Origin of the sequence: Pedobacter sp. FW305-3-2-15-E-R2A2, assembly GCF_038446955.1 — a bacterium.
Classification (GTDB): Bacteria; Bacteroidota; Bacteroidia; order Sphingobacteriales; family Sphingobacteriaceae; genus Pedobacter.
On the sequence record NZ_CP151803.1, the window covers coordinates 1,384,575 to 1,397,665 of the forward strand.

General features: G+C 39.3%; 13 protein-coding genes and 1 tRNA gene. 10 read left to right on the top strand and 4 right to left on the bottom strand.

Translation table 11 applies throughout. From position 1 onward, the window contains the following. Positions 1-19: 19 nt before the first annotated feature. Positions 20-1,708, bottom strand: a complete 1,689-nt coding sequence (gene rho, locus AAFF35_RS05745; RefSeq protein WP_342331447.1) for a transcription termination factor Rho — start codon at positions 1,706-1,708, stop codon at positions 20-22. 272 nt (positions 1,709-1,980) lie between these two features. Between rho and pyrF the strand changes: the two genes are divergently transcribed. From pyrF to AAFF35_RS05765, 4 genes are read left to right on the top strand one after another with little or no spacing between them, the layout of a single operon-like run. Next, positions 1,981-2,811 (top strand): orotidine-5'-phosphate decarboxylase, encoded by an 831-nt coding sequence (pyrF, locus tag AAFF35_RS05750; protein WP_342331448.1) that lies wholly within the window; start codon positions 1,981-1,983, stop codon positions 2,809-2,811. Next, positions 2,808-3,713 carry an EamA family transporter gene (locus tag AAFF35_RS05755; RefSeq protein WP_342331450.1) on the top strand — a complete coding sequence of 302 codons (906 nt, stop codon included), beginning with the start codon at positions 2,808-2,810 and terminating at the stop codon, positions 3,711-3,713. Before pyrF ends, AAFF35_RS05755 begins: the two co-directional genes overlap by 4 nt. A 35-nt stretch (positions 3,714-3,748) precedes the next feature. Then, positions 3,749-5,029, top strand: coding sequence for a DUF2851 family protein (locus AAFF35_RS05760; protein ID WP_342331451.1), 1,281 nt, complete (start codon positions 3,749-3,751; stop codon positions 5,027-5,029). A gap of 1 nt (position 5,030) precedes the next feature. Further along, positions 5,031-5,255, top strand: a complete 225-nt coding sequence (locus AAFF35_RS05765; protein WP_074604959.1) for a PspC domain-containing protein — start codon at positions 5,031-5,033, stop codon at positions 5,253-5,255. On the opposite strand, the gene AAFF35_RS05770 is transcribed toward AAFF35_RS05765, so the two are convergent. Next, a complete protein-coding gene (locus AAFF35_RS05770) occupies positions 5,252-5,902 on the bottom strand; it encodes an ankyrin repeat domain-containing protein (protein ID WP_342331452.1) in 651 nt (216 codons plus the stop codon). The genes AAFF35_RS05765 and AAFF35_RS05770 overlap by 4 nt on opposite strands. A gap of 320 nt (positions 5,903-6,222) precedes the next feature. Here AAFF35_RS05770 and AAFF35_RS05775 point away from each other — a divergent pair, with 320 nt between their 5' ends. The 5 genes from AAFF35_RS05775 to AAFF35_RS05795 all read left to right on the top strand — a co-directional run bounded on the left by AAFF35_RS05775 (position 6,223) and on the right by AAFF35_RS05795 (position 11,563). Next, complete coding sequence (locus AAFF35_RS05775) at positions 6,223-8,823, top strand: DNA translocase FtsK 4TM domain-containing protein (RefSeq protein ID WP_342331453.1); 2,601 nt, start codon at positions 6,223-6,225, stop codon at positions 8,821-8,823. 19 nt (positions 8,824-8,842) lie between these two features. Continuing rightward, complete coding sequence (locus AAFF35_RS05780; protein WP_342331454.1) at positions 8,843-9,493, top strand: outer membrane lipoprotein carrier protein LolA; 651 nt, start codon at positions 8,843-8,845, stop codon at positions 9,491-9,493. A 93-nt stretch (positions 9,494-9,586) separates the two neighbouring features. After that, on the top strand, positions 9,587-10,351 hold the full coding sequence (locus AAFF35_RS05785) for an MBL fold metallo-hydrolase (RefSeq protein ID WP_342331455.1): 765 nt from the start codon (positions 9,587-9,589) through the stop codon (positions 10,349-10,351). A gap of 21 nt (positions 10,352-10,372) precedes the next feature. Continuing rightward, positions 10,373-10,456 (top strand) — tRNA-Leu (locus AAFF35_RS05790). A gap of 123 nt (positions 10,457-10,579) precedes the next feature. Beyond that, a complete protein-coding gene (locus AAFF35_RS05795; RefSeq protein WP_342331456.1) occupies positions 10,580-11,563 on the top strand; it encodes a hypothetical protein in 984 nt (327 codons plus the stop codon). Between the two features lie 10 nt (positions 11,564-11,573). On the opposite strand, the gene AAFF35_RS05800 is transcribed toward AAFF35_RS05795, so the two are convergent. Then, the gene (locus AAFF35_RS05800; protein WP_342331457.1) at positions 11,574-11,942 is read right to left on the bottom strand and encodes a helix-turn-helix domain-containing protein; all 369 of its coding nucleotides are present in this window, start codon (positions 11,940-11,942) and stop codon (positions 11,574-11,576) included. 167 nt (positions 11,943-12,109) lie between these two features. Between AAFF35_RS05800 and AAFF35_RS05805 the strand changes: the two genes are divergently transcribed. Continuing rightward, positions 12,110-12,640 carry an NAD(P)H-dependent oxidoreductase gene (locus AAFF35_RS05805; RefSeq protein WP_342331458.1) on the top strand — a complete coding sequence of 177 codons (531 nt, stop codon included), beginning with the start codon at positions 12,110-12,112 and terminating at the stop codon, positions 12,638-12,640. Positions 12,641-12,766: 126 nt separating this feature from the next. Here AAFF35_RS05805 and AAFF35_RS05810 read toward each other — a convergent pair whose 3' ends face one another. Continuing rightward, a complete protein-coding gene (locus tag AAFF35_RS05810; protein WP_342331459.1) occupies positions 12,767-12,970 on the bottom strand; it encodes a hypothetical protein in 204 nt (67 codons plus the stop codon). Positions 12,971-13,091 lie beyond the last annotated feature (121 nt).

Below are 13,091 nucleotides of genomic sequence, written 5' to 3' on the forward strand. Positions count from 1 at the left end.
TAAAAGCTTTTCTGATGAATTAGCTATTCATGGAAATTAAGAACTCTTCATTGGTCTTTGTATTTCTGATTTGTTGCTGTACAAACTCCATAGCTTCCTGAGCGTTCATATCTGCAAGATGGTTACGCAAGATCCAAACACGTTGTAACGTGTCTCTGTCGTGCAGTAAGTCATCTCTACGTGTGCTTGAAGCAGTAATGTCAATCGCAGGGAAGATACGTTTGTTCGATAGTTTACGATCCAGTTGAAGCTCCATGTTACCGGTACCTTTAAATTCTTCAAAGATCACCTCGTCCATTTTAGATCCTGTATCTGTTAATGCAGTTGCAAGAATGGTTAAGGAACCACCTCTTTCGATGTTACGTGCGGCACCGAAGAAACGTTTAGGCTTGTGCAATGCATTCGCGTCCACACCACCTGATAAGATTTTTCCTGAAGCAGGAGCAGTCGTATTGTAAGCTCTGGCTAATCTCGTAATGGAATCCAGAAGGATCACTACATCATGACCACATTCTACCAGACGTTTTGCTTTTTCAAGCACAATGTTGGCAATCTTTACATGTCTTTCTGCAGGCTCATCAAAAGTAGAAGCAATCACTTCTGCTCTTACGCTTCTTGCCATATCTGTTACCTCTTCCGGACGCTCATCAATCAATAGAATGATCAGGTAAACTTCAGGGTGATTTTTAGCAATGGCATTGGCCACTTCTTTTAACAAATTGGTTTTACCGGTTTTAGGCTGTGCTACGATCAGACCACGTTGTCCTTTACCTATTGGGGTAAATAAATCGATGATCCTGGTCGAGTAGTTATTGCTTTCTGTGAAAAGGTTTAACCTTTCTGTAGGGAACAAGGGAGTCAGGTAGTCAAAAGGAACACGATCCCTTACATCAGCAGGTAAACGTCCATTGATGGTTTCTACCCTTACCAATGGGAAATATTTTTCGCCTTCTTTCGGAGGGCGGATGCTTCCTTTTACCGTATCACCAGTTTTTAAACCAAATAATTTGATTTGTGACTGAGATACATAAATATCATCCGGTGAAGACAGGTAATTGTAATCAGCAGATCTTAAAAAGCCATATCCATCCGGCATGATCTCCAATACCCCTTCATTGGTGATGGTATTGTCGAAATCCAGGTTGGAATAGCTGTTCTCGTTTTGTTTTTGATTGCCACCGTTGTTGTTTCCGGTGTTGTTGTTATTGTTATTCGGGTTTTTAGGAGCCCTGTTTTCGTCTCTTACGGGACGGTGTTTTTTGATCTCTGGTGCCGGAGCAGCAACAGCTTCTTCTTTCACTTCAGAAATGACTTCTGTGGCGGTTTCCGGAGCGTCTGCTACAACTTTAGCCTGAGCCGATATTTTTTTCTCTTCTTTAACAGGTGTTGCCTGAGCAGGCTGATCGTCAAATAACGATGCCCTGTTAAAGTTGTTGTTTTTGCTTTCTTCTTCCTCTTTAGGTGTTATTCTAATCCTTTTTCTGGTCGTTTTTTCAGCGGAGTTTTCCTTTACAGCTTTTGTTTTTGCCACTTTTGCAGGCGCTTCGCCTTCAATGGATTCACTAGTCTGTTGCTGTTCGGTGATTTGAGCGATAATTTCAACCAGTTCAGCTTTACGCAACTCATCAGCATTTAGGATACCTTGAGTCTTAGCAATCTCACGCAATTCGGCGGTGAGTTTTTCATTTAATTCTGTTTTATTAAACATTATGTAGGTGTAGAGAATTTTTTAAAAAAAAGTATTTATCCAATGAACAGAGCAAAAAATGCGTTTATAAAAGATGGTATGGAACAAAATTTTATTGAGATTTTCTGGAATGGTCAGATAAACTTTAGGGAATTACGCTACAATTGTATGTATTTGTAAATTAATCTCCAAGTAAAACTTAAAAATGTTTATAAAAATTACATTTAAAAGTTTAAAAAGAGGCCTTAAATCACTGCAAAATTTGGCATCTTTGCACACAAAATTACCCATAGATGAATAAAAAACAGCTATTTGAGCAGATCCAATTAAAAAAATCTTTTTTATGTGTTGGCTTAGATCCAGTATTGGAGAATATCCCTAAACACCTCTTAAAATATGAAAATCCGGTTTTAGAATTTAATAAGCAGATCATTGACGCGACTAAAGATCTATGTGTGGCTTATAAACCTAACACGGCTTTCTTTGAATCTATGGGATTGAAAGGATGGGAAACGCTGATCAAAACCTGGCAATATATTCCTAAAGATATCTTTACCATTGCGGATGCGAAAAGAGGAGATATCGGAAATACTTCAGCCATGTATGCCGATGCTTTTTTCAATGAAGCGAAATCTGATATGAGTTTTGATGCGATTACGGTTGCACCATATATGGGTAAAGATTCTGTGGGCCCCTTTCTGAATCATAAAGACAAATGGGTGATCCTGCTGGCACTGACCTCTAATGCAGGTCATAGTGATTTCCAGCTACACCAGACCCCTGAAGGAAAATTGTATGAAGAAGTGATCCGTATTTCTTCCCAATGGGCAGGTAGTGAGCAATTGATGTATGTAGTTGGCGCAACCCGGGGAGCAGAATTTGAAAACATCAGAAGACTGGCTCCTGAGCATTTCCTGTTAGTACCAGGTGTTGGTGCACAGGGTGGAAGCCTTGCCGATGTTTGTGAATATGGCCTGAATAAGGAATGCGGACTATTGGTGAATTCAGCAAGAGGAATCATCTACGCCAGTAATGGAGAAGATTTTGCCGAACGTGCCAGAGCGGAAGCACTGAAATTACAACAGGAGATGGAGCAGATTTTAGCATCTGCGAAATTGATATGACCCAAAAAACCGATTTAAAGCTTATTGGTGCTTTATTGGTCGTTGCCATTGTCTGGGGAACGACCTATCTTGGAATCAGGGTGGCAGTGGAGAACATTCCACCCTGGTTTGTAGCTGCCATGCGACAAACTATTGCCTCCCTCATTCTACTTATTATTCTGATTCGGAAAAAGGAACTCGTCTGGAAAGGCTGGCCATATTTCAGGAGGCAAATGATTTTGTCTACCTTGATGATTGTAATGGCGAATGGGATGACTACTGTGGCAGAGCAAACCATTCCCAGTGGACTAACGTCTTTGCTGAATGCTTTAAATCCGCTGGTGGTATTTATTACCTGTGTGTTGGTTGGTTTGCAGAAACCCTCCTGGAAAGGTTTTTTAGGCGTGATCATTGGTTTTCTCGGGGTCGCTTTTATTTTTAGAGAAGGCATCAGTGAATTGCTCGACCCAAATTATAAAACAGGAATCATGTTCCTGTGCTTCGCGATTAGCGGATGGACCATTGGTACCGTTTACGTGAAAAAGAACAACCATAAATCTGACCATATTTTCCTGGATCTGTTTTATCAGTTTGTCTTTTCTGCAGTAGCTCAATTTATTCTGGCCTTCCTGTTTTCCGATAATATTGCCCTGGAGAATTGGACTGGACGCAGCCTGATGGCGGTGACGTATCTCGCTGTTTTTGGTTCTGTGTTTACCTTTTTCTGCTACCATTATGCTTTAAAAAGGGTAACGGCGACAGAAGTTTCCATCTTAACCTATTTTAATACCGTGATCGCTTTGTTCCTGGGATGGCTGATTCTTGATGAAGTTATTACTATCGATATCCTGATTGCCACGGTGCTGATTATCCTCGGCGTATTTATTACAAATTATAAAAGACAAAAAAAACAGCTCCCGTAGTGATAATTTAATTCTTTTGAGTTAAATTAGGCTTAATGAGCTTTTCTGAAAATTTCCTGCATTTTATTTGGCAGTTCCGGCTGTACAAGACATTAGACTTGTTTTGTATAGCAGGAGAGCAGTTGCGAATATTGAACCCGGGCCTGCACAATAAAAATGCAGGACCTGATTTTAATCATGCTAAACTATCAATCGGGGAGACGATCTGGGTTGGCGACATAGAAATTCATCTCAAATCTTCGGATTGGTTGCTACATGGCCATCAACATGATCCGGCTTACGATGCAGTGATTTTGCATGTGGTTTATCAATATGACCGGCCAATTTACAGAAAGGATGGCAGCCAGATTCCGGTACTCATTCTGGAACACCTGTTTCCGGAGCATCTCCTGGCTCATTACCATCAACTGATGAATGTAATCCACCGCTTTCCTTGTGAAAAGCAGATTCGGGAAATAGATCCGGTCATTGTCAACGGGTTTTTATCAAGGATGATGGTGGAACGTTTCGAACATAAGTCGGCATTGGTACTGGATAAATTAGTCCGGTTAACGGGTGATTGGGAACGTACTTTTTATCATTTTATGGCCAAAAGCTTTGGGTTTAAGGTCAATGAAATCCCTTTTGAGCTTCTTGCAGATGCACTTCCACTCCAGGTACTTAGAAAACACCTGGATAATGCCCTGCAGATAGAAGCCCTGGTTTTTGGACAGGCCGGCTTTTTGTCGGGATCATTTAAAGACGAATATCCCCGGAGATTAAAAAAAGAATACCTTTTCCTGCAAAAGAAATACGCGCTAAAGCCGATCGGGGTTAGTGCATGGCGTTTTCTAAGAATGCGGCCGCAGAATTTCCCTACAGTCAGACTGGCTCAATTCTGTGGACTGATGCTCAGGTCTGACCGGTTATTTTCAACGGTACTGGAGATCGAAACATTGCCGGATCTGGTTAAGCATCTGGAAAACCTGCCGGTTAATCCTTACTGGCTTAACCATTATCACTTTCAAAAGGAAACGAAAACAGTGAAGTTACAGTTAGGAAAAAGATCAGTCTATCATTTGATCATTAATGTTATTTCTCTTTTTCTGTTTTCTTATGGTAAGTATGCAGATCAGCCGCAGCTAATCAATCGGGGCATTAAATTTTTAGAACAAATGCCCGCAGAAAATAATGTAATTATTGACTGGTATAGGGATTCAGGCCTTATCGTTGAAAGTGCTTTTTTTTCTCAGGCACTACTCCAATTAAATAAATACTATTGTGCTCAAAAAAAATGCTTAAATTGTGGTATCGGAATTAAGATATTAAACAAATAACATGTTCCAGCGAATCATTACATTTTTTGAAAAACAAAGTTTTGGGGTTTGTACCTACCTTGCAGAGCGACTCGATATGTCCATCAGTAAAATCAGGTTATTTTTTATATACTCTTCGTTTTTGGCCGTAGGCTTTCCCATCATATTTTATATCCTTGCCGCACTGGTGCTTGATGTGAGACATTACATTAAAAAAATCAGGTTGCGCTTTTGGGATGCCGATTAAATTTTAAGAATAGCAGCGATTTCTGCAAAACCCTTTTCTTCCGCAAGGTCTGCAGGTAGCTTTCCGCCTTCCATTCGTACGTTTAAGTCTGCCGCGTATTCGAGTAACAGCACGATCAGCTCAATATTACCAGTTTGTGCAGCTGCATGTAAGGCTGTAAAACCAGCCTGTTGCTTTACATTTACTTCAGCTCCTGCTTCTAAAAGCATTTTGGTAATGTTGTAACTTTTGGCTGCAACAGCAGAATGAATCGGGAATACATTAAATCCATTATTAGCTGCCGTATTTACCGAAGCTCCCTTTGAGATGAGTAGTCTGCTAATTTCTTCGTGACCAAAATAGGCGGCCAATCCAAGCGGAGTAAAGCCATCTCTGGAGAAAGAATTGATCAGCTCCGGGTTCTGGCTAATCAGGTCGGCTGTTTCTTGAAACTTGCCTAAAGCACAGGCTTCAAAAAGTGTGATGTGCTTAGAAAAAGCAGCAATTAAGCCAGCAATTACCGGTTTTTTATAGTAACAGGCCAATAAAACAGGAGATACCCCATGACTGGTTTCTTTTGTTGTCAATTCCGGATGTCTGCTTAACAAGTCTGAAATTTCTTGTTTTTTATCTGTTTCTATTAATGTTTCAAGCTGAGAGATGTCCATTGTTGGGTTTAGATGTCTTAAAATACAGAAATAAAATAACAAATTTAAAATGATATGAGGGCAAAAAAAAATCCCGCCAGATAAAAATATCCAACGGGACTACCTTAAAACAAAACTTATTTCTAATTAAAACTCAAACGCTATGTATATGACTATAATGGTATTAGAAGGTTTAATCCGGATTCAGAAATAGGCTTAGGTGCTGATTTATGAGGACAATAAAATTTGTTCAATAAGTTCAGGTTTAAATGTATTTATAATAACTTAGTACATACAACTATATGTTTTATATTTGTTGATTATAATATTAGTCACGAAAAATGTCGGTAAGGGGAAATCAATTCAGGTCAAATTCATTTAAAAACGAGTCCGGGGAGAAGCAAAGCTCAAAGTCATCAGCAGCCGGACCAGCCAGAGAGAGATTTAACATTATGCCGCGTCTTGATTTTCAGAATGGCAGGCTGTTCAAAATCATTGGGTTGGTATTTGTTATCATGGCCTTATATTTCCTGATTGCCTTTACTTCCTATCTCTTTACCTGGCAGGAAGATCATAGTTATGTGATTGATGCAAATGGAGGATGGGGCAATCTCTTTAAAACTTACGAAGAACTTCAACAGGTCAACATTACTCCGGTCGTGTCTAACTGGCTGGGTAAAATAGGTGCTTTACTTTCTCATCAGTTCATTTATGAGTGGTTTGGATTAGCTTCCTTCTTATTCATCTTTGTATTCTTTGTAATTGGATATCGCTTGTTGTTCAAGGTGAAGATATTCTCTATTGAAAAAACATTAGGCTATAGCTTATTCTTTTTGCTGTTTATCTCTTTGACGCTTGGTTTTGCGCATTCCTTTATCAGTGATGCACCACATTTCCTGGAAGGGGAGTTCGGCTTTTGGACCAATAAGTTGCTCACCGCACAGATTGGCAAGGCCGGAGTAGCAGGATTAATTGTATTTCTAGGACTTTCCATCCTGATTATAGCCTATAATATTGATTTTAAATTACCAGAAAGGAAAAAGGAAGAAGCCTTCATTCCTGATGTTCCTGAGGATATAGAAATAGAAAATGAAATTCGTTCCGAACCGGTTGAATTTACAGTAAATGAGCGTCTGGCAAGGGACCGTAAGAAAGAACAGAATATTGTACTTAATCCTTCTCCAAGATTCGAAGAAAGACAGGAGCGCGAGCTGGAAAAAGAAATCATTCCTGAATTTGTCCCGGTAGCTCCTCCTGTTAATGTAATGAATGTTACGCCTCCCCCTCCGCTAGTAGTTCCAGTTCCTCCTGTGGCGGTATCTCTTCCAATGGAGATTACTCCAGTGGTAGAAGAAGAACCAGAATTGGAGCTGGTGATTGAGAAGTCGGAAGAGGAAATTAAATCCGATGAGCTGGTGGAACAATTCGGGAATTATGATCCGACACTGGACCTTTCCAGCTATAAATATCCAACATTGGACTTGTTGGAGAACTATGGTTCGAATAAAATTTCCGTAAATGCAGATGAGCTGGAAGCGAATAAGAATAAAATTGTAGAGACATTGAATCACTACAATATAGAAATTGATAAAATTAAAGCGACAATTGGTCCAACGGTTACTTTATATGAGATCATTCCTGCTCCGGGAGTAAGGATTTCGAAAATTAAGAACCTTGAAGACGATATTGCCTTAAGTTTAGCGGCATTGGGAATCAGGATTATTGCACCAATGCCAGGAAAAGGAACAATCGGTATTGAGGTGCCTAATTTGCATCCGGAAATGGTTTCTATGCGTAGCATCCTTGCAACAGAGAAATTCCAGACGACGACGATGGACTTGCCGATTGCCATGGGTAAAACGATCTCCAATGAAGTTTATATCGGAGATTTGGCGAAAATGCCCCATTTACTGGTGGCTGGTGCTACAGGTCAAGGTAAATCTGTCGGAATTAACTCTATTCTGGTATCCCTGCTGTATAAAAAACACCCTTCACAATTGAAGTTTGTATTGGTCGATCCTAAAAAGGTAGAGTTAACCCTATTCAATAAAATTGAACGCCACTTCCTGGCGAAATTACCGGGGGAGGCTGATGCGATTATTACTGATACCAAGAAAGTGATCAATACCTTAAATTCTCTTTGTATTGAAATGGATCAACGCTATGATTTGTTGAAAGATGCACAGGTGAGAAACCTGAAAGAGTACAATGAGAAGTTTATCAAGAGAAAACTGAATCCAAACAATTCGCATAGGTTCCTTCCATATATCGTATTGATTGTGGACGAGTTTGCCGATTTAATGATGACTGCAGGTAAGGAAGTGGAAACACCAATTGCCCGTTTGGCTCAGTTAGCACGTGCCGTTGGTATTCACTTGGTATTGGCTACGCAAAGGCCTTCAGTGAACATCATTACAGGTACAATTAAGGCTAATTTCCCGGCCAGGCTGGCATTTAGGGTGTTGTCGAAAATTGATTCGAGAACGATCCTGGATAGCGGAGGTGCTGATCAGCTGATTGGTAGAGGGGATATGTTATTGTCGACCGGAAATGACCTGATCAGGTTGCAGTGTGCTTTTGTTGATACACCTGAAGTAGACCGTATTTCGGAATTTATTGGTAACCAAAGGGGCTATCCTGAGGCTTATCAGCTTCCTGAGTACATTGATGAAGCTGCCGAATCTGCCAAAATGGACTTCGATCCGCATGATCGTGATGCCATGTTTGAAGATGCTGCGCGTTTAATTGTAATGCATCAGCAGGGTTCTACTTCTCTGATTCAGAGGAAGTTGAAGTTGGGATACAACAGGGCAGGAAGAATCATTGATCAGCTGGAAGCTGCAGGTGTAGTAGGTCCGTTTGAAGGTAGTAAAGCCAGGGAGGTACTCATTCCTGATGATTATGCTTTGGAACAGTTCTTGAATAATCTCAATAACGATTAACACGTAATTAGAGAAAAAGATGAAAAAGATAGTATTGTCATTATTGGTTGCGGCAGGTTTTGTAGGTGCTTCTTATGCACAGACAGATACTAAAGCCAAAGCTATATTAGCCGATGTAAGTAAGAAGTATCGTTCCTATGATGTTGTGAAAACAGATTTCACTTTTATTTTAGATAATCCACAGGCTAAGATTAAAGAAACCCAGCAGGGGACTTTGATTGTTAAAGCCAAAACAAACAAATATCGGGTAACCATGACTAACCAGGAATTGATTAGTGATGGCAAAAATCAATGGACTTATTTGAAAGAAGATAAAGAGGTTCAGGTGACCAATGCAGATAACAACGGCGATGCTTTAAACCCTGCCAAGATATTTACTGTTTATGAAAAGGGATTTAAATATACTTATACCGGTGAGTCTAAAGTAGGGGGAAAGGTTTATCAAATGATTGACCTGGCACCAATAGACGTTACTAAATCCTATTTTAAGATCCGTCTGGGTATCGACAAAACAGCGAAACAGATTGGAAGTGTGGTGATTTTTGATAAAAGTGGAAATAAGTATACTTACAATGTGAAAAAGATAATTTCTAGCGTTAAAGTACCGGAAAGTACCTTCGCTTTTGATACTAAGAAGTATCCGGGAGTAGAAGTGGTAGACTTAAGATAATCGGATAACGATTAAAATTTTAAAAAGGGTTTAAGCAATTTGTTTAAACCCTTTTTTTGTTATTTTTGAAAATATGGTCCCAACTCAATTATTTTGAAAGTTACATTTTTAGGAACAGGTACTTCCCAAGGCATTCCTGTGATCACTTGCAATTGTGTGGTTTGCCAGTCTGCAGATCATAGAAACAAGCGCTTAAGGGTTTCAGTTTTGCTGGAAATGGGTGATAAGACAATCGTAATTGATAGCGGTCCTGATTTCAGGTACCAGATGTTACGCGCAAATGTAAAAGACCTGGATGCCATCTTATATACCCACGAACATAAGGATCATGTGGCTGGTTTAGATGATATCAGGCCCTTTAATTATTTGCTGAAGAAGAACATTGACATCTATGCTACAGAGCGTGTTCAGCAGGCGCTGAAGAGAGAGTTTTCTTATATTTTTTCGGAAGTGCATTATCCCGGATTACCGCAAATTGATATGCATACCATTTCCGATGAAGTTTTTAAAATTGGGAAGACAGAGATCATCCCGCTAAATATCATGCATTATAAATTGCCGATATTGGGTTTCAGGGTACATGATTTTACTTATATCACGGATGCAAAGACAATCTCTGAAGAGACCATAGCGAGAGTTAAGGGAACAAAGGTGTTAGTGGTCAATGCCTTACAGCATGAAGAACATATTTCTCATTTTACCTTACAGGAAGCAGTTGATTTTGCACAGAGGATCGGAGCGGATATGACTTACCTGACGCATATCAGTCATAATTTAGGCCTTCATGAAGAGGTGGAAAAAGAATTACCGGAAAATATAAAATTAGCTTACGATGGGTTGAGTATATTCTGCGAATAAATATATATTTGCAGAACAAATACCCAGGTGGCGAAATTGGTAGACGCACCAGCTTGAGGGGCTGGCGCCGGCAACGGTGTGGGAGTTCGAATCTCCTCTTGGGTACATATGATGAATTTTAAAACCTAATAATCTGATTATTAGGTTTTTTGTTTTGAGATCTCCAGACTGAAAAGAGTCCAACTGCTATAAAAGAACGTAAACCGCGATATTTTCCGAACGTTAATTATGACACGACAAACATTTAAAACAGATTATTTAAAGACAATCGATTGGCGTAAAGACGATATCGTAGATTGGGCTTCCGGAGGCCAGTTATATTCTTCTGACGGAGAACAGCGGCAAATTGGAAAATACCATTACGCTTTTGGTTTTGACGCTTCAATTACTTCTCAAAATGGACAATATGCTTTTATTTACAAACGGCTTGGAACAAAAGGCCTTTTATTGAAAGATGCTGAAGTCATACGGGAAATTAATCGTACCTATTATTGTGCGGAGAACTATGAGTTTCCTGCTGCTTTTGTTACTGTCGGCAAGGAAACCTATTTAGTTCATTGCCCAATTGATTATTGTCAACTTGATTTTGAAAATGTGGAAACTGGTGAAATTGTTTCAAACATTCCAGGAAGAAAACCATCCGATGTTTTTCACTCCAGACTTTCAATTAGCCCAGACAAGAAGTATTTAATGGTCTGTGGTTGGGTATGGCATCCCGTGGATACAGTTGAGTTATTTGACATCGCGGCATGTTTAGAAAATCCGCTGTTATTAGATACAGGTTTTGTGTCTCCAAACCTTGGGACAGAAATAAATTCAGCTAGTTTTATCGACAGTGAGAGAATTCTCATTGCTTCAACAGACGAAGAACCCTTCGATGATGAAATACCACCACTTTTACCACAAAAGCATCTTGCAATCTGGAACTTTGTGAAAAACGAAATCACGTCACCCATAAAGGTTAAGGGGGAATTCGGAAACTTGTTTGCAATAAATCAAAGGCAAGCCTGGGATATGTTTAAGTTTCCAAAAATCATAAATATTCAAACAGGCGAGATTGAAAGTAAAATAGAAGAAATTAATTCAGGGCTTCAAACCTCATCAATTATGTATGGCGCCATTGAAAACTTACCGCAAATTTGCTTTAACAGACAAACATCTCAAATTGCAGTTCGCGTAGATAACAACACAATTGAAGTACTTATTCCCTGAACATATGATGTTATCGCTGATTCATCGTGGCTTTTGTTTCCAATATGGTTTTTAAACGGGATGAGAATCCCATTCCCCACTGGTCAACTGCGGAAACTAAGGGTAAGAGCGATTTTCCTGATGCTGTTAAGTGATATTCCACCTTTAAAGGAACTTCGGTATAAATTGTTTTTTCCAACAAGCCATGTAATTCCAGTTCTCTGAGTTGTTTTTGTAATACCCTTTTGGTAATTCCATTGATCGCATTGACAAGATCCTTTGGGCGTTTTATTCCTTTTGAAATCTCATCTAGTATACAAAATTTCCATTTAGAACCCACCACTTCCATGGCAACGCTGAGGCCACAATCATAATCAATTGGAATTTTTCGCTGATACATAGGCTTAGTTTCTCTGTTTAGATGAGCAAAAGTAAAGAAACGGATCTGTTAAGGAATGGTGATAAAATTATCACTAAGGGATTAATTTGCCTCTTATTGTTCCAAAAGTTTAGGGACCCCATCTTTGTTCCAGCAAATTTAAAGGAATTACCCCTAAATATTATAAAATGAAAACGCTGGTAGTTGTCATTCATGCTGATCTTGAAAATTCGGTGATCAATAAGAGATGGATAGAAGAATTAAAGAAATACCCGGGTAGGTATGTCGTGCATGAATTGCATAGCTTATATCCGGATGAAAGAATTGATGTTGGGGCAGAGCAGCGATTGCTGGAAATGTACGACAAGATTGTATTCCAGTTTCCCTTTTATTGGTTTAATTGTCCGCCGTTTTTTAAAAAGTGGCTGGATGAAGTATTAAGTCATGGATGGGCATACGGGAAGGGGAGCGGTTATAAATTGACTGGGAAGAAGATCGCATTAGCGATTGCAGCTGGTATTAATGAAGGAGATTACGATGCATCAGGTCGGTATAAATATACATTGGAGCAATTGACGGCTCCGTTTGAGGTCACTTTTGATTATGTAAAAGCGGAGTACAAGCCACTCTTCGCCTTCTATGGTGCAGAACATAATGCCACGGCAGAAAGAATAGAAAAAAGTGCCGGTGATTATGTAAGCTTCATAGATGAGTTATGAAAAATTAGCACGCATGAATAAAAAAATGGCCTGTGTATGAAGTATACAAGCCATTTTAAATAAAAACGTTTCTTTTAATCTGAGCGCGATTAGATGCTGTTCAATATCAGCATGTGGTTCCGGTCTCTATGGCTTAAGAAGACCAGGATCATCAGTTATAGGTTCTAATATTGGGTCTGGTACAACTTCTGTTGGACAAGGAATAAAATCGCACCAGCTTGGTGGACCTGAAGGATAATAGCATTCCGGGCACAATGGTCTGTAAAGCTGGCCACCTTTGATGTTTTTCATTTGATCCCTGCTTAGAGAAATGTTTGATTTTGTTGTCATATATAGTTTTTTATTGGTTTAGAACAAGATACAATAAGAATGTCAAATGAAATAATCTTAAGTGTTTAAAATGTTTAATTGGTAAATATTTTTTTCTTAATAAAACTTCATGGAATTACAT